Here is a 16,166-nt window from a genome sequence, read left to right as displayed (position 1 = left end):
CTCGGTCACCGGGAGAGCAGTCGTGCCGCGTCGGGGCAGTCATGCCGCGTCGGCAGCCGTGCCGCGTCGGGGAGTGGGCACTCGACGGGCGTGTCGTCGAGTGCCCACTCCCGGACGTCAGGCGTCCCGGTGGGCGGGGCCCGAGGCGGTGACGGTGAAGGATGCCGGCGCTGTGAAGCCGGCCTCGGCGAAGGCCGCCGTGATCGCGTCCGCCACGGCGTCGGCCTCAGACGCGCGCACGATGGCGATGCACGAGCCTCCGAAGCCGCCGCCGGTCATGCGGGCACCGAGGGCGCCCTTCGACCGCGCGGTCGCCGTCGCGACGTCGAGCTCGTCGCACGAGACCTCGTAGTCGTCCCGCAGCGAGGCGTGGGAGGCGTCGAAGAGCCGGCCGACCTCGTCGAGGTCACCGGCCTCCAGCGCGGCGACCGCCTGAGTCACCCGCTCGATCTCGGTGACGACGTGGCGCACGCGGCGGCGCACCTCGTCGGAGCCGAGCTGCTCGAGCGCCGCGTCGAGCCCGGACGGGTCGATCTCGCGCAGCGTCCCGACGCCGAGGTCGCGCGCTGCCGCCTCGCAGGCGTCGCGCCGGGCGGCGTACTGCCCGTCGACGAGCGCGTGCTCGGCCCTGGTGTCGGTGACGAGCATGACGTAGCCGGCGGCGTCGAGGTCGAAGGGCACCTGGCGGGTCTCGCCCGACCGGCAGTCGAGCAGCAGCGCGGCGGCCTCGTCGCACAGCAGCGACGCCGACTGGTCCATGCCACCGGTCGGGGCGCCCGCGATCTCGTTCTCGGCCTCGACGCAGCGCGCCGCGAGCCGGGCCCGACCCTCGGCGGTGCCGAGCAGGTCGAGGTCGAAGAGGTCGCTCGCGGCTGCGGCCACGGCGCACTCGAGGGCGGCCGAGCTCGAGAGCCCGGCCCCGAGCGGCACGGTGGAGTCGACGAGCACGTCCAAACCGCCGACGGGCAGGCCGTCGCGCCGCAGCGCCCACAGCACGCCCGCGACGTAGGAGCCCCAGCCGCCGGGCTGCTCGGGCGAGATGTCGTCGAGCGCGACCTCGACGACGCCGTCCTGCTGCGCCGAGGCCATCCGGAGGACGTCGTCGTCGCGTCGGGACACGGCGGCATACGTCCTGTGCGGCAAGGCGATCGGCAGGCACAGACCGCCGTTGTAGTCGGTGTGCTCGCCGATGAGGTTGACCCGGCCGGGCGCCGACCACACGCCGGTGGGAGCGGCTCCGAAGGCCGCCTCGAAGGCGGACGTCACGGCGTCGACGACCTCGCCGGGGGTGCGCTCGCTCACAGGGCCACCTCGCGCAGCCGGGCGGCGGCCCGCTCGGGGGCCACGTCGTTGACCCATCCGCCCACGCCCGACTCGGACCCGGCGAGGAACTTCAGCCGCCCCGGGCCGCGCAGCACCGACATCAGCTGCAGGTGGAGCCGGGACACGTCACGCCCCACCCGCGCCGGCGCCTGCTGCCACGCGGCGATGTAGGGCAGCTTCACCGGCGAACCGTCCTCGTTGACGTAGTAGCGGTCGAGCCGCCCGAGCAGGTCGCGGTAGATGACGGCCAGCTCGTCGCGCTCGTCGTCGTCGAGGGCGACGAGGTCGGGCACGTCCCGGTGCGGGGCGAGGTGCACCTCGACCGGCCACCGCGCGGCGAAGGGGACGTATGCCGTCCAGTGCGTCCCCGAGACGACGACCCTCGAGCCGTCGGCGCGCTCGGCGGCGAGGATGTCGGCGCCGAGCAGTCGGCCGGTGCGATCGTGGTGGCGGCGGGCCGCCTCGAGCAGGGCCTTGGTGCGGTCGGGCACGTAGGGGTAGGCGTAGATCTGGCCGTGCGGGTGCGGCAGGGTCACCCCGATCTCCTTGCCACGGTTCTCGAAGGCGAAGACCTGCTCGACCTCGGGGATCGCGCCGAGGGCCTCGGTGCGCTGGGCCCACGTGTCGATGACGGTGCGCACCCGCTCGACCGGCAGGTCCTTGAACGAGGCCTCGTGGTCGCTCGTGAAGCACACGACCTCGCAGCGACCCACGGCCGGGCGGGTGCCGAAGATCCCCGTCGGGTCGGGGACGTCGGCGCCGACCGAGGTGACGGCATACGACGGGAAGCGGTTCTCGAAGACGACGACCTGGTAGTCGCTCTCGGGGATCTCGGACGGCACCGAGCCGTGCCCGGCCGGGCAGAGCGGGCACTCGTCCTTCGGCGGCATGAAGGTGCGGTGCTGGCGGTGGGCCGCGACGGCCACCCAGTCGTCGACGAGCGCGTCGTGGCGCAGCTCGCCCGACTGGACCCGCGGCTCGACCGGGCGCGGGTCCTGCGCCGTGCGCTCGGGGGTGCCCGGCTCGTCGACGTAGATGATCTCGCGACCGTCGGCGAGGCTGCGCGACGTGAAGCGGATGCTGGTCCGGCTGGGGATGGACATCATGCCTCCGCGATCTCGAGGGAGCCGACGACCTCGCGCGCGGCGGCGCGGGCGCGCTCCGGGAAGGCGTCGTCGGTGACGAACAGGTCGACGTCGGCCAGGTCGGCGAAGGTGCTGAGCCCGACGGTGCCCCACTTCGAGGAGTCGGCGAGCAGGCACACGTGGCGGGCCGACGACACGAGCGCCCGGTTGGTCTCGGACTCGACGAGGTTGGGGGTCGTCAGGCCCGTGCGGTCGTCGACGCCGTGCGCGCCGAGGAAGAGCAGGTCGACGTGCAGCGCCCGCAGGGCCGCGACGGCGACGGGGCCGACGAGGGCGTCGGACGGGGTGCGCACGCCGCCCGTCAGCACGACCGTCTGCCCGGGTGCGCCGGACTCGTGGAGCAGCTGCGCGACGGGGACGGAGTTCGTGACGACGGTCAGCTGGGGGATGTCCTTGACCGCACGGGCGAGCTCGTAGGTCGTCGTGCCGGCCGAGATGCCGATGGCGCTGCCGACCTCGACGCGCTGCGCGGCGGCACGCGCGATGGCCTGCTTCTGCGCGAGCTGGAGCAGCGACTTCGCCGAGAAGCCCGGCTCCTCGCTGCTGCGCGCGTCGCCGAGCGCCAGGGCGCCGCCGTGCACCCGCTCGAGCAGGCCGTCGCTCGAGAGGCGCTCGATGTCGCGGCGGATCGTCATGTCGGACACGCCGAGACGCTCGACGAGGTCGGAGACCTTGACCGCCCCCGACTCCTCGACGAGCTCGAGGATGACGGAGCGCCGCTGGCTGGCGAGCATCGTCAGTCCTCCCTGAGCACGGCCACGCCACCGGGGGCGAGACGGACCGGGCCGTCGACAGGGGCGTCCGCGACGAGGTCGTACCCGTTCGCCGCAACGACCTGCTCCGCGTCGGTGTGGTTGAGCAGGAAGAGCCAGGACCGGGGGCCGTCGCTGCGCCGCGTCGTCTCGACACCGCGCGGGAGGTCGGCCACCGCGGGCTCGACGCCGCCGGCGGCGAGGATGTCGTCGAGCAGGGCTCCGAGGGTCGCGTCGTCGGGGAGCGTGCTGAGGTACCAAGCGGATCCGGCGTCGCCTTCGCCCGCCCGGCGCGTCACCGCGGGGCGGCCGACGAGGGGGCCTGCGGCATACGTCGTCAGGACGTCGGTGCCCGGGAGGGCGGTCACGTCCTCGCTCCACCACGTGCCGGTGCCGTCGGCGAGCGCGACGGTCCCGTCGGGGCCGAGCGGGAAGAACTCCTCGACGCGGACGCCGAGCAGGTCGCGGAACGCGCCGGGGTAGCCGCCCAGGCGCACGTGGTCGTTCTCGTCGCTGATGCCGGAGAAGTAGGTGACGACGACCTGCGCGCCCGCCGCGGCCGCAGCCGCGACGGCAGCCGCGTGCTCGTCGGTGACGAGGTAGAGCTGCGGCACGACGACGACGGCGTATGCCGTGAGGTCGGCCGAGGGGTGCACGACGTCCGCCGTGACCCCGCGGTCGTGCAGCGCCCGGTGGATCGCCTGGGCGGCGGTCAGGGCGTCGAGCTCGGAGCTCGGCATGCACGGGCCCTCGGCGGCCCAGATCGCCTGGTAGTCGTGGAGGATCGCGACGCGCGACTCGACGCGGCTGCCGACGAGCTCGCCGAGACGGCCGGCGATGCGACCGAGCTCCTCGACCTCGCGGAAGCGCGCGCTGTCGGCGCCGGCGTGGGGCACGACGGCGCTGTGGAACTTCTCCGAGCCGGCCCGCGACTGGCGCCATTGGAACCAGCCGATCGTGTCGGCGCCGCGGGCCACGTGCGCGAGCGCGTCACGGATCGTCTGGCCGAAGTCCTTGGCGTGGTTGGTCGGCTGCCAGTTGACCGCGCTCGTCGAGTGCTCCATGAGCATCCACGGGGCGCCGCCGGCGAGACCGCGCGTCAGGTCGCCGCTGTAGGCGAGCTCGGCACGCGGGTGGGGCAGCGCGTCGACGATGTAGTGGTCGGTGCTGACGACGTCGACGAGGGGCGTCCACTGCGTGTAGTCGAGGTGACGGAAGTGGTCGAGCGTCATGAAGTTCGTCGTGACCGGCACGCCGGGGGAGAGCTCGTCGAGGACGGCACGCTCGGCCCGCAGGTGCTCGAGCAGGGCGTCGGAGCTGAAGCGCTTGTAGTCGAGGACGTGGGTGGGGTTGTTGAACGTCGTCGACCGGCGCGGCGGCAGGATCTGCTCCCAGTCGGTGTAGCGCTGGCTCCAGAAGGCCGTGCCCCACGCGTCGTTGAGCACGTCGAGGCCCTCGTAGCGGCGCTGGAGCCAGGTGCGGAAGTGGCGCGCGCACTCGTCGCAGTAGCAGGGCAGGTTGTGGCAGGCGTACTCGTTGGAGACGTGCCACATCGCGAGGGCCGGGTGCTCGTGGTAGCGCGTGGCCAGCTGCCGGGTCAGGGCGACGGCGTACTCGCGGAAGACGGGCGAGGTGGGGCACCACGTCTGGCGGCTGCCCGGCCAGAGCGTGTGGCCGTCGACGTCGACGGGGAGGATCTCGGGGTGCGCGGCCGAGAGCCACGGCGGCGGGGTCGCGGTCGCGGTCGCGAGGTCGACGGCGATGCCGCCCGCGTGCAGCTTGTCGAGGATCGTGTCGAGCCACTCGAACTCGTACTCGCCCTTGGCCGGCTCTAGCCAACTCCACGAGAAGATCCCGAGGCTGACGAACGAGATGTTGGCTCGCTGCATCAGCTCGATGTCCTCGTCCCAGACAGGGCGGGGCCACTGCTCGGGGTTGTAGTCGCCACCGAGTGCCAGGGTCTTCGTCGGCCATGAGCGCATGGGACACAGGGTGTCGCCTCGCTCGGCGCGATGTCAACATTTTCAAACACATTCGTCGCGGCGTGTCCCGCGCCTGCACGGGTCAGGCGACGAGTGGCACGGAGGGCGTAGTGGCGACCGCTCCGCGCCACCGCCGGGAGCGGCCGGAAGGCCCCGATGCCCGCGTTTGTGCACGAATTCCGTTTACAACGGTGTAAATCCGCGAGGTGCCCGGAACGGTAGGTCTCGGTTCGGTCGCGGACCTCTGTGGGTCTCGACGAATCCCTTGACAGCGCCACCGCGCGCCGACATCCTCTGTTTGTTGTTGGAGGTTTCTGGTGACGGATGTTCGACTCTGTCCCCTTCGCCCACAACGAACCCGGCACAGCGTCAAAGGAGACCGCACATGACCCGCCCCTCGAACGAGGCCGAGTACCTGGCCCGCATGGTTCCCCCCTCCGTCCGCGGCGTCGACCGCCGGACCCTGCTGCGCGGCGCCCTCGGCGTCGGCGCCCTCCTCGGAGCCGGCGGCCTCGCCGCCTGCGGCTCCAGCGACGGCGGCGGCACCGGCGTCCCGACGGGTGCCGTGACCGGCACCGTCACCGTCGGGTCCAACCAGTCGGACGCCGTCCCGAAGGCCGCCGTCCAGGCGTACATGGACGCCTTCCAGAAGGCCAACTCGGGCACGACGGTCAAGATCAACACCGTCGACCACAACTCCTTCCAGGAGAACATCAACAACTACCTGCAGGGCTCGCCGGACGACGTCTTCACGTGGTTCGCCGGCTACCGCATGCAGTTCTTCGCCGAGAAGGGCCTCGCCGGGGACATCTCCGACGTGTGGGCCAACATCACCGGCATGAGCGACGCGCTGAAGAAGGCGTCGACGGGCGCCGACGGCAAGCAGTACTTCGTGCCCATGACGAACTACCCGTGGGCGGTCTTCTACCGCAAGAGCGTCTTCCAGGAGAAGGGCTACGAGGTCCCCAAGACCCTCGATGACCTCAACGCCCTCGGCGCGCAGATGAAGAAGGACGGTCTCGACCCGATCGCCTTCGGTGACAAGGACGGCTGGCCCGCCATGGGCACGTTCGACCAGATCAACCTGCGCGTCAACGGCTACGACTTCCACGTCAGCCTGATGGCCGGCAAGGAGGACTGGACCAACCCCAAGGTCAAGAAGGTCTTCGACACCTGGGCAGGCATCCTCCCGCTGCACCAGTCCGACTCGCTCGGCCGCACGTGGCAGGAGGCGGCGCAGTCGCTCCAGCAGAAGAAGTCCGGCATGTACGTCCTCGGCTCGTTCCTCGCCCAGCAGTTCACCAAGGGCGCCGAGCAGGACGACCTCGACTTCTTCGGCTTCCCGGAGATCGACTCGACGATCGGCACCGACGCCGTCGAGGCCCCGATCGACGGCTACATGATGAGCGCCCGTCCCAAGAACGAGCCGGCCGCCAAGAAGCTGCTCCAGTACATCTCGCAGCCCGAGGCCCAGCTCCTCGCCCTCAAGGCCGACCCGAGCGTCATCGCGACGAACGACAAGGCCGACACGAGCGGCTACACGGCCCTGCAGAAGAAGTCCGCCGAGTTCGTGAAGTCCGCCAAGTCGATCACGCAGTTCATGGACCGCGACACGCGTCCGGACTTCGCCTCGACGGTCATGATCCCGGCGATCCAGAGCTTCATCAAGAACCCGAAGGACATCGACGGCCTGTGCACCAGCATCCAGGCCCAGAAGAAGAGCATCTTCGGTTCCTGACGGGAGGCGACTGACCATGGCGAGCAAGCGCAGGTACAGAGGCATCGACCAGCTCTCCGCACGCGACAAGATCGTCGTCGCGCTCATGGTCGTCGTGCCGACCCTCTTGGTCCTCTGGCTCGTCTGGCTTCCGGCGATCGGCTCGGTCCTGCTCTCCTTCACCAACTGGGACGGGATCGGGCCGCTCTCCGGCATCAAGTCGGTCGGGCTGCAGAACTACCGGGACATCGCGACGATCTATCCGCCGTTCTGGCCGGCGATCCAGCACAACCTCATCTGGCTGGCGGTGATGTTCTTCATCGCCACCCCGCTCGGCATGCTCTTCGCGATCCTCGTGGACCGCGGGGTGGCCGGGACGCGGTTCTACCAGACGAGCATCTATCTCCCGGTGGTGCTGTCCCTGGCCCTCATCGGCTTCATCTGGCAGCTGATCTACTCGCGGGACCAGGGCCTGCTCAACGCGATCACGGGTGGCACGACCGACTGGTACGGCGACCCGGACGTCAACCTGTGGGCGGCCCTCGTCGCGGCGACGTGGCGCCACTCCGGCTACATCATGCTGCTCTACCTGGCCGGCCTCAAGGGCGTCGACCCGTCGCTGCGCGAGGCCGCCAAGATCGACGGCGCGAGCGAGACGACGACCTTCTTCCGGGTCGTCTTCCCGGTCATGCGACCGATCAACATCATCGTCCTCGTCGTCACCTTCATCGAGTCGCTGCGTGCCTTCGACCTCGTGTGGGTCATCAACAAGGGCCGCAACGGGCTCGAGCTCATCTCGACCCTCGTCACCCAGAACGTCGTCGGGGAGGCGAGTCGCATCGGCTTCGGGTCGGCGCTCGCGACGATCATGCTCGCCATCTCGAGCGTGCTCGTCTTCATCTACCTGCGCATCGCCATGAAGGAGGACTGACATGTCCGTCACTGCCGACCCGGTCGAGGACCGGACGCAGGCGCTGCTCAAGCCTCGCGAGGGCGGTCCGCAGTCGGGGCGTCGCTGGTTCCTGCCGGTGATCCTCACGGTCATCTCGCTCATCTGGCTGTTCCCGCTGCTGCTCGCACTCGTCAACTCCTTCCGCGACTACGCGTTCACGGCGAAGAACGGCTACATCTCGTGGGGCGGGTTCACGCTCGACAACTACAAGAACGCCTGGAGCCAGGGCGACTTCGGCCTGCACTTCTGGAACTCCTTCATCATCACGGTCCCGGCCGTGCTGCTGACGCTGTTCCTATCGGCCTGCGTCGCCTTCGTCGTCGCGCGCTTCTCGTGGAAGATCAACCTCGCGCTCCTCGGCTTCTTCATGGCCGCGAACCTGCTGCCGCCCCAGGCGCTGCTCATCCCGGTCTACCGGATGTTCCGCTCCATCGAGGTGCCGTTCTGGTTCAGCGAGTCGGGCACGCTGCTCAACAGCTTCCAGGGCCTCATCCTCGTCAACGTCGCGTTCCAGACGGGCTTCTGCGCCTTCGTGCTCAGCAACTACATGAAGGCGCTGCCCAAGGAGCTCTACGAGTCGGCCGTCATCGACGGCGCGAGCGTGACGCGGCAGTTCTTCCAGATCACGCTGCCGCTCTGCCGTCCGGCCCTCGCCGCGCTGGCCGTGCTGCAGACGACGTGGATCTACAACGAGTTCTTCTGGGCCACGGTGCTGCTCCAGCAGGGCGACAAGTACCCGGTGACGAGCTCGCTCAACAACCTCCGGGGACAGTTCTTCACCGACAACAACCTCGTTGCGGCAGGGTCGATGATCATCGCGATCCCCACCCTGGTGATCTTCTTCGTGCTCCAACGACACTTCGTGGCGGGCCTGACGCTCGGCGCGACCAAGGGATGACGTGACAGACCTGTTCGACCAGCCCATCGTCCACCTGGAGTCCGCCGGGACCGCGCTCGTGCTCGAGCCGCGCCCCGGCGGCTCCGGCCTGCCCGAGGTGCTCCACTGGGGTCCCGTGCTCGAGGGCGGGGCGAGCGCTTATGCCGCCCTGGCCGCGCTCACGACGGCGCCGCGGCCCCCGAGCTCGCTCGACGAGCCGTGGCCGCTCACGGTGCTGCCGGGCGAGGCCGACGGCTGGGAGGGCACGCCCGGCTGGGCGGGCCACCGGGCCGGCAGCGCCGGCGCCGTGCGCTGGAACGACGTCACCTGCGTGGCCGAGGGCGGCGCGATCGTGACGCGCGCGAGCTCGCCGGACGGCATACGCCTCGAGCTGCGGCACGCGCTCGACGAGCACGGCGTGCTCCGCGTCGACGCGTCGGTCACCAACACGGGCGAGGACTCCGCCCCGCTCGACGTCGCCGCGCTGCGGGCGCTCCTGCCGCTGCCGCTGCGCGCCGACGAGATCCTCGACCTCACGGGTCGCTGGTGCCGCGAGCGCTCGCCGCAGCGCAGCGCCCTCGACCACGGCACCCACCTGCGGGCGAGCCGTCGTGGTCGCACCGGCCACGACGCCACCCTGCTCCTCATGGCCGGCACCCGCGGGTTCGACTGGGGCAGTGGCGAGGTCTGGGCCGTGCACACCGCGTGGAGCGGCAACCACGAGCACCTCGTCGAGGCGCTCCCCGAGGGCGCGGGCCGCCACCACGCCGTCATCGGCGGCGGCGAGCTGCTCGCACCCGGCGAGGTCCGTCTCGCGCCGGGGGAGTCGTATGCCGCCCCGACGGTCGTCTTCGTCCACTCCACCGACGGTCTGGACGGCCTCTCGCGCCGCCTCCACCGCAGCCTCCGCGCTCGAGCCGGACACCCCTCGCGACCGCGACCCGTCGTGCTCAACACGTGGGAGGCCGTCTACTTCGAGACCGACCTCGACCAGCTGAAGGCCTTGGCCGACAAGGCCGCCCGTATCGGGGTCGAGCGCTTCGTCCTCGACGACGGCTGGTTCGGCGGCCGGCGGCACGACCGCGCCGGGCTCGGCGACTGGGTCGTCTCGACCGACGTGTGGCCCGAGGGCATGCACCCCCTCGTCGACCACGTCAAGGGACTCGGCCTCGAGTTCGGGCTGTGGTTCGAGCCGGAGATGGTCAACGAGGACAGCGACCTCGTGCGCGAGCACCCGGAGTGGGTGCTCGGCCCGGCCGCCGGTGCGCCGCGCGAGTGGCGCTGGCAGCAGCTGCTCGACCTCACCAACCCCGCCGCCTATGACCAGCTGCTCGAGCGGATCAGCGGACTCGTCGCCGACCTCGGCATCGACTACATCAAGTGGGACCACAACCGCGACCTCCTCGAGGCCGTGCACACGGTCGGCGACCCCGGTGCCCCCGGCGGTCGGCGGATCGACGCCGTCGCCGTCCACGAGCAGACGCTCGCCTACTACCGCCTCCTCGACGACCTCCGGGCCCGTCACACGCGGCTCGAGATCGAGTCGTGCAGCAGCGGAGGCGCACGCGTCGACCTCGAGGTGCTCGACCACACCGACCGCATCTGGACGAGCGACTGCAACGACGCGCTCGAGCGGGCGAACATCCAGCGCTGGACGAGCCTGCTCGTGCCGGCCGAGCTCATGGGCACGCACATCGGCCCGGGGACGGCGCACACGACGCACCGCACCGTGGACCTCGGCTTCCGCATGCTCATGGCGCTCCAGGGTCACCCGGGCCTCGAGTGGGACATCACGACGTGCTCCGACGACGAGCTCGAGGCGCTCACGAGGTGGACGTCGCTCGCGCGCGAGCTGCGTCCGCTGCTCCACACCGGTGACCTCGTGCGCTCCGAGAGCCCTGACGGCACGGTGCTCGTGACGGGCACGGTCGACGCGGACCGCAGCCACGCGGCATACACGATCGCCCGGCTCGTGACGGGCCGCGACGCGGTGACCGGCTCGCTGCCGCTCCCGGGCCTCGACCCCAGCCGGTCGTATGCCGTCCGCGTCCGTGCCGAGGCCGGGCTCCCCGCCGTCGTGCAGCACCAGGGTCCGCCGTGGTGGGACCTGGCGCTCGCCGACGAGGGCCTCGTCGTGCCGGGCTCGGTCCTGGTCGGCGTGGGGCTGCCCGTGCCGGTCGTCGGACCGGCCCAGGGCTACCTCCTCGACGTCCGGGCGGTGTGACCGGACTCCCTTGCCTCCCAGCGGAATCGGCGTGACAGCACCACGGCGGCAACGGCGGTCCACGCCACGAGCATGCCGAGGTGGCCGAACGCCAGGCCCGTGCCGGTGACGTCCGGCGCGAGCGCCTCGGCCATGGCCGCCGAGGCGTGCCGCAACGGGAAGATCCACGAGACCCACTCGAGCACGGTCGGGAACTTCGCTCCGACGACGAAGATGTCGGAGACGAAGGCGAGCGGCAGGAGCGTGCCGAGGGTGACCCCGATGACCGCCTGGGCCGAGCGGACGAACGTCATGACGGCCTGGCCGACGACGGCGAAGCAGACCGTGGCGACGACGAGGGTCAGGACGGCCGCCGCCAGTCCAGGCGGCCACGCGGGCCGGTAGGCGAGCGCGGTGAGCACGGCGATGGCCAGACCCGTCACGAGGGCGACACCGACCGCTCCGGCGACGCGCCCGGTGACGAGTGCCGCCGCCGGCAGGGGAGTGCCGCCGGTGCGCTTGAGCACGCCGCGCTCGCGGTCCTCGGCCAGACCCTGCGGCATGTTGACGTAGGCCGTCACGGCCGCGCCGTAGACCGCCATCGTTCCGGCGTAGAACGTGCCGAGCGCCAGTCCGCTCGCCATCAGCCGGTCACCGCCGCCGTTGACGGACGGGATGATGGCGACGAGCACGACGGGGAACGCCACCGCGAAGAAGACGGCCGATGCATCGCGCCACAGGAGCGCCTGCGCGTGCCGCAGCTGGTCGACGAGCAGCTCGACGACAGAGGGCGATCCGCTGCGACGGGGGACGGCGTCCGCAGCCCGGCGGCGGGCCCGGGCGCCCACGTGCGCACCCACCTTCGCGTCCGCGTGGGCGCCGGTCGCGTCGGCCGCGCGCCGACCGCGTGCGGTGCTGCGGTCCTCGTCGCGGCGCAGCAGCGCCGTGGCCACCACCGCCCCGAGCAGCCCCCAGAGCGCGATGACGGCCAGGTGGCCGAGCTGGAAGCCCGAGCCCGTGAGGTAGGGGTTGAGTGCGTCGGAGAAGATCGCGGTCAGGTGCTTGAGCGGGAAGATCCACCCGAGCGTCGAGAGGGCCGGCGGCATCTGCGCGCCGACCATGAACATGTCGCTGACGAAGGCGAGCGGGATGACGACGCCGTTGCTCACGGCCAGCGTCAGCTGCATCGTCGGCAGGGCCGTCGCCAGCGCGAGTCCGAGCGCGCTGAAGCTGGCCGACGCGACCAGCATCGTCACGAGCACCGCGACCATCGAGCGCCCGGGCAGCACGAGGCCGTAGAAGAGGACCCCGGTCACGAGCACGAGCGCGGCGGCGACGAGCCCGAGGACGAGAGCCGCGCAGACACGGCCGCCGACGAGGACCCAGCGCGGGACCGGCGTGCCGGCCTGGCGCTTGACGACGCCGGTGGCGCGAGCCTCGGCGAGCCCGACGGCGAGGAACGAGAACGTCGCCATGACGACCCCGAACGAGGCCATGCCCGGTGCGAGGAACTGGACGAGGCGCACGCCCTGCACCGGGTCGAGCACCTCGTTGCCGATGAGCGCCGACAGCAGGACGAAGAAGAGCAGGGGCAGGCCGATGCTGAGGATGAGCGTGACCGGCGTGCGGACGAGGCTGACGAGCTCGTGCCGCGTCTGGCGCCCGAGCATGGCGGCCTCCGCGACGTGCGGACTGCCGGTGCCGGTGCCTGCGCCGGGTCGCGCGGCGAGGGCGGTCATGACCGGGCCTCCGTGCGGGCCCCGGTTCGCGTGAGCGGCACGGCCGGGTCTGCCGGGTCGGCCGAGTCTGCCGAGCCGGAGCCGGAGCCGGAGCCGGAGCCGGGGTCGGGGTCTGGTTCGGTACCGTTCCGGCCGGCCTCACCGACGAGGTCGAGGTAGACGTCCTCGAGCCGCGGGCGCATGAGCGTCAGGGCCTCGAGCTCCTGGCCGCGGCCGAGCGCCCACGTGGCGAGGGCCGCGACGTCGGCCGTCGGGGTCTCGGTGCGCACCTCCACGACGCTGCCCGCGACGCGGCGTTCGAGGCCGAGCGGGGGCAGGTCGTCGGGCTCGAGGCCGGTCGGGAGGCGGAAGGAGATGACCGTCGCCGCGCCGGCGGCCGCCGCCAGCTCGTCGGGGGTGCCCTCGGCCAGGACCCTGCCGTGGTCGATGACGACGACGCGGTCCGCGAGGTGCTCCGCCTCGTCGAGGTAGTGCGTCGTCAGCAGGATCGTCGCGCCGAGGTCGCGCAGTCCCTCGACGAGCTGCCACGCCCGCCGCCGGGCCGACGGGTCGAAGCCCGTCGTCGGCTCGTCGAGGAAGAGCACGTCGGGGTCGCCGACGATGCCGAGCGCGAGGTCGAGTCGGCGCCGCTGGCCACCCGAGAGGGTGCGCACGCGCGCGTCGGCCTTCTCCTCGAGGCCGGTGAGGGTGATGACGTCGGCGACCGGCCGCGGGTGCGGGTAGTAGCCCGCGTGCAGCCGGAGCAGCTCCCGGGGAGTGAAGCTGTCCTCGAAGCCAGCCTCCTGCAGCACGACCCCGATGTGCTCGCGGAAGGCCCGGCCGCCGGAGCCCGGGTCGTGCCCGAGCACCGACACGGTGCCGCCGTCTCGGGCCCGGTAGCCCTCGAGGATCTCGACCGTCGTGGTCTTGCCCGCGCCGTTGGGGCCGAGCAGGGCGACGACCTCGCCCTCCTGCACCGTCAGGTCGATGCCGTCGACCGCGGCGACCTCCCCGTAGACCTTGCGTAGCCCGCGCACCTCGATGGCGGCCATGCTCCTCGCCTCCCGATCCCGTCGACCGCGTGGCGCGCTGCTGGGCGCGAGCGCGCCTCCCCTCCAGTCAACTCCGTGCCGAGAGGCCCGGCGCTCAGGTGTGAGCGATGCCTCCGTCGGCGCACTCGCGGCACGTGCCGAGCAGGGCCGCGTGCCCGGTGTCGAGGACGAAGCCGAGCTGCTCCCGCAGCTGCGCCGCGACCGCGTCGAACGTGTGCGGCGGCACGTCGAGCACGCGACCGCACGTGTGGCACTGGACGTGCGCGTGGTGGGCCAGGTGGGCCTGGTGGGCGGCGTCGTGGTCGTGGCCCGCCGGCGCCTCGGTGAGGTGGTAGACCGTGGCCGCGCCGCCGAGGTGCACGTGCGAGAGCACGCCGGTCTCGACGAGCGAGGTGAGGGTGCGGTAGACGGTGGCCCGGTGCACGGTCGGCTCGACGTCGGCCACGCGCGCGCCGATCTGCTCGGCCGTCAGGTGCTCGTCGGCGAGGTCGGCGGCGTCGACGACGCGCAGGACGGCATACCTCGCCGGGGTGACGCGCTCACCCGCGGACCGCAGCCGGGAGACGGCGCCGGCCACGCGGGCAGTGTCGGGCGCGCTGTCGCGCGAACTGTCGCGCGCGCTCTCGGGGGACGGGGACACCTGCCCATTATCGGCAGTGGCAGACTCTCCCCGTGCGCGCACTCACCAAGCTGACCGCAGGCCCCGGCCTCTCGCTCGTCGACCGCCCCGAGCCCGAGTGCGGGCCTGCGGACGTCAAGATCCGCGTCATGCGGGCCGGCCTCTGCGGCACCGACCTGCACCTCGCGGGCTGGGACGACTGGGCGGCGGCCACCGTGAAGCCGCCGCTCGTCATCGGCCACGAGTTCTACGGCGAGGTCGTCGAGGTCGGCGAGGACGTGACGGGTGTCGCGATCGGTGACCGCGCGTCCGGCGAGGGGCACATCGTCTGCGGTCGCTGCCGCAACTGCCGTGCCGGTCGGCGCCACCTCTGCATCCGCACCCAGGGCATCGGCGTCAACCGCGACGGCGCCTTCGCCGACTACGTCGTCATCCCGGCGAGCAACGCGTGGGTCCAGCCCGCCGACCTCGACCCCGACCTCGGCGCCGTCTTCGACCCGCTCGGCAACGCGACCCACACGGCGCTGCAGTGGCCGATGGTCGGCGAGGACGTCGTCATCACCGGCGCCGGGCCGATCGGTGTCATGGCCGCGGCGATCGCGCGCCACGCCGGCGCCCGCTACGTCGTCGTCACCGACGCGAGCGACTACCGGCTCGGGCTCGCCGAGCACGCCGGCGCCGACCTGACGATCAACGTGACGCGCGAGAGCCTCGCCGACGCGCAGGCCCACCTCGGCATGAAGGAGGGCTTCGACATCGGCCTCGAGATGTCGGGTGCCGCGCCGGCCGTGAGCGACATGATCGCCAACATGAACCACGGCGGCCGCATCGCGCTCCTCGGGCTGCCGCACCAGTCCTACGAGCTCGACTGGGGCAAGGTCATCACCCACATGATCACGCTGAAGGGCATCTACGGCCGCGAGATGTACGACACCTGGTACGCCATGTCGCAGATGATCGCGACGTCCGAGCGCTTCCGGTCGGCCGTCTCGCAGGTCATCACGCACCGCTTCCCGGCCGAACAGTGGGAGGAGGCCTTCGAGACCGCGCGGTCCGGCCAGTGCGGCAAGGTCGTCCTCGACTGGAGCTGAAGGGCTTTCGTATGCCGTCCGCTCCCGACCCGCAGGATCGTCCCCGTCCGCTCGTCCTCCTCCACGGCCTCGGCCAGTCACCGATCGCGTGGCAGGACTTCGTCTCGGCCTACGGCGCCGGCCGCCCGATGACGGCCCCGTGGATGAAGGGCCTCAAGCCCAAGGACCCCGTCGGCTTCGACCTCGGGGCCGCGGCCTCCGGCGTCGCGGACGAGCTCGAGCTGCAAGGGGTGCGGCAGGCCGACTTCGTCGGGGTGTCGGTCGGGGCGAGCGTCGCGCTGCGCCTCGCGGTCGAGCGGCCCGAGCTCGTCGGGCGCCTCGTGCTCGCCGGCGCGCTCGTGCGACCGTCCAAGGGCGCGCTGCGCGTGCAGCGGCTCGCGATGCGGCTCGTGCCGGAGAGCAAGCTCGTCGACGCCGGAGTCTCTCGCCCCCGGATGCTCGCGGTGCTCGACGCCCTCAAGGGCTTCGACGGCACGGAGTCGCTGCGCTCGGTCACGGCGTCCACGCTCGTCGTCGCCGGGTCCAAGGACAAGGCGGGCGTCGCTGCGGCACAAGAGCTCTCGCAGCAGCTGCCCGATGCGCGCGTCCAGGTCATCGACGGTGCCGGACCGCTGGTCAACACCGAGTCGGCGCGCGAGCTCGCCGACCTCACGCACGCCTTCCTCGACGGGCCGGAGCCGTGAGCGGGCGCTCCTGACGGACGGGGGAGTTCGCCCGGCTGCGCAGCCACGACCG

Annotated in this window: 13 protein-coding genes; 6 read left to right on the top strand and 7 right to left on the bottom strand. The window is 71.9% G+C overall.

Going from position 1 to position 16,166, the window contains the following annotated elements; translation table 11 throughout:
* Positions 1 to 117: 117 nt before the first annotated feature.
* Genes galK through IEY30_RS15235 form a run of 4 tightly spaced genes read right to left on the bottom strand, consistent with a single transcriptional unit; the run spans position 118 to position 5,202 of the window.
* A complete protein-coding gene (gene galK / locus IEY30_RS15250; protein WP_043416840.1) occupies positions 118 to 1,302 on the bottom strand; it encodes a galactokinase in 1,185 nt (394 codons plus the stop codon).
* Entirely contained in the window at positions 1,299 to 2,426 is a 1,128-nt protein-coding gene (gene galT, locus IEY30_RS15245; protein WP_030198610.1) for a galactose-1-phosphate uridylyltransferase, read from the bottom strand. Before galT ends, galK begins: the two co-directional genes overlap by 4 nt.
* Positions 2,426 to 3,202, bottom strand: a complete 777-nt coding sequence (locus tag IEY30_RS15240; RefSeq protein ID WP_030198613.1) for a DeoR/GlpR family DNA-binding transcription regulator — start codon at positions 3,200 to 3,202, stop codon at positions 2,426 to 2,428. The genes galT and IEY30_RS15240 overlap by 1 nt, the downstream gene beginning before the upstream one ends.
* A gap of 2 nt (positions 3,203 to 3,204) precedes the next feature.
* Positions 3,205 to 5,202, bottom strand: a complete 1,998-nt coding sequence (locus IEY30_RS15235) for a beta-galactosidase (protein WP_030198620.1) — start codon at positions 5,200 to 5,202, stop codon at positions 3,205 to 3,207.
* 385 nt (positions 5,203 to 5,587) lie between these two features.
* Between IEY30_RS15235 and IEY30_RS15230 the strand changes: the two genes are divergently transcribed.
* The 4 genes from IEY30_RS15230 to IEY30_RS15215 are packed head-to-tail and all read left to right on the top strand — an operon-like array spanning position 5,588 to position 10,972.
* Positions 5,588 to 6,940 (top strand): ABC transporter substrate-binding protein, encoded by a 1,353-nt coding sequence (locus tag IEY30_RS15230; RefSeq protein ID WP_030198622.1) that lies wholly within the window; start codon positions 5,588 to 5,590, stop codon positions 6,938 to 6,940.
* Between the two features lie 16 nt (positions 6,941 to 6,956).
* Entirely contained in the window at positions 6,957 to 7,850 is an 894-nt protein-coding gene (locus tag IEY30_RS15225) for a carbohydrate ABC transporter permease (RefSeq protein WP_030198626.1), read from the top strand.
* Position 7,851: 1 nt separating this feature from the next.
* Positions 7,852 to 8,769: a carbohydrate ABC transporter permease gene (locus tag IEY30_RS15220; protein ID WP_030198629.1), complete on the top strand. Its 918-nt coding sequence runs from the start codon at positions 7,852 to 7,854 to the stop codon at positions 8,767 to 8,769.
* Between the two features lies 1 nt (position 8,770).
* Positions 8,771 to 10,972 carry an alpha-galactosidase gene (locus tag IEY30_RS15215; protein WP_030198633.1) on the top strand — a complete coding sequence of 734 codons (2,202 nt, stop codon included), beginning with the start codon at positions 8,771 to 8,773 and terminating at the stop codon, positions 10,970 to 10,972.
* Here IEY30_RS15215 and IEY30_RS15210 read toward each other — a convergent pair.
* The 3 genes from IEY30_RS15210 to IEY30_RS15200 form a co-directional block, all read right to left on the bottom strand.
* A complete protein-coding gene (locus tag IEY30_RS15210; protein WP_030198636.1) occupies positions 10,945 to 12,690 on the bottom strand; it encodes an ABC transporter permease in 1,746 nt (581 codons plus the stop codon). The genes IEY30_RS15215 and IEY30_RS15210 overlap by 28 nt on opposite strands.
* Entirely contained in the window at positions 12,687 to 13,721 is a 1,035-nt protein-coding gene (locus tag IEY30_RS15205) for an ABC transporter ATP-binding protein (RefSeq protein WP_081920499.1), read from the bottom strand. The genes IEY30_RS15210 and IEY30_RS15205 overlap by 4 nt, the downstream gene beginning before the upstream one ends.
* A 94-nt stretch (positions 13,722 to 13,815) precedes the next feature.
* Positions 13,816 to 14,361, bottom strand: a complete 546-nt coding sequence (locus IEY30_RS15200) for a Fur family transcriptional regulator (RefSeq protein WP_229675023.1) — start codon at positions 14,359 to 14,361, stop codon at positions 13,816 to 13,818.
* 32 nt (positions 14,362 to 14,393) lie between these two features.
* On the opposite strand from IEY30_RS15200, the gene tdh reads away from it, so the two are divergent.
* Positions 14,394 to 15,431, top strand: a complete 1,038-nt coding sequence (gene tdh, locus IEY30_RS15195) for an L-threonine 3-dehydrogenase (protein WP_030198646.1) — start codon at positions 14,394 to 14,396, stop codon at positions 15,429 to 15,431.
* An 11-nt stretch (positions 15,432 to 15,442) separates the two neighbouring features.
* Positions 15,443 to 16,114, top strand: a complete 672-nt coding sequence (locus tag IEY30_RS15190; RefSeq protein ID WP_030198651.1) for an alpha/beta fold hydrolase — start codon at positions 15,443 to 15,445, stop codon at positions 16,112 to 16,114.
* The last annotated feature ends 52 nt before the right edge of the window (positions 16,115 to 16,166 follow it).

The organism is Terrabacter tumescens (assembly GCF_014646815.1).
GTDB classification, from domain to species: Bacteria; Actinomycetota; Actinomycetes; order Actinomycetales; family Dermatophilaceae; genus Terrabacter; species Terrabacter tumescens.
This window is presented reverse-complemented; position numbering and strand designations above follow the sequence as displayed.

Bases quoted from the DNA above. Each gene is read 5' to 3' on its own strand.
- IEY30_RS15230 (WP_030198622.1), top strand. From the start codon at position 5,588: ATGACCCGCCCCTCGAACGAGGCCGAGTACCTGGCCCGCATGGTTCCC.
- IEY30_RS15205 (WP_081920499.1), bottom strand. From the start codon at position 13,721: ATGGCCGCCATCGAGGTGCGCGGGCTACGCAAGGTCTACGGGGAGGTC.
- IEY30_RS15225 (WP_030198626.1), top strand. From the start codon at position 6,957: ATGGCGAGCAAGCGCAGGTACAGAGGCATCGACCAGCTCTCCGCACGC.
- IEY30_RS15190 (WP_030198651.1), top strand. From the start codon at position 15,443: ATGCCGTCCGCTCCCGACCCGCAGGATCGTCCCCGTCCGCTCGTCCTC.
- IEY30_RS15240 (WP_030198613.1), bottom strand. From the start codon at position 3,202: ATGCTCGCCAGCCAGCGGCGCTCCGTCATCCTCGAGCTCGTCGAGGAG.
- IEY30_RS15210 (WP_030198636.1), bottom strand. From the start codon at position 12,690: ATGACCGCCCTCGCCGCGCGACCCGGCGCAGGCACCGGCACCGGCAGT.
- IEY30_RS15220 (WP_030198629.1), top strand. From the start codon at position 7,852: ATGTCCGTCACTGCCGACCCGGTCGAGGACCGGACGCAGGCGCTGCTC.
- IEY30_RS15235 (WP_030198620.1), bottom strand. From the start codon at position 5,202: ATGCGCTCATGGCCGACGAAGACCCTGGCACTCGGTGGCGACTACAAC.
- galT (WP_030198610.1), bottom strand. From the start codon at position 2,426: ATGTCCATCCCCAGCCGGACCAGCATCCGCTTCACGTCGCGCAGCCTC.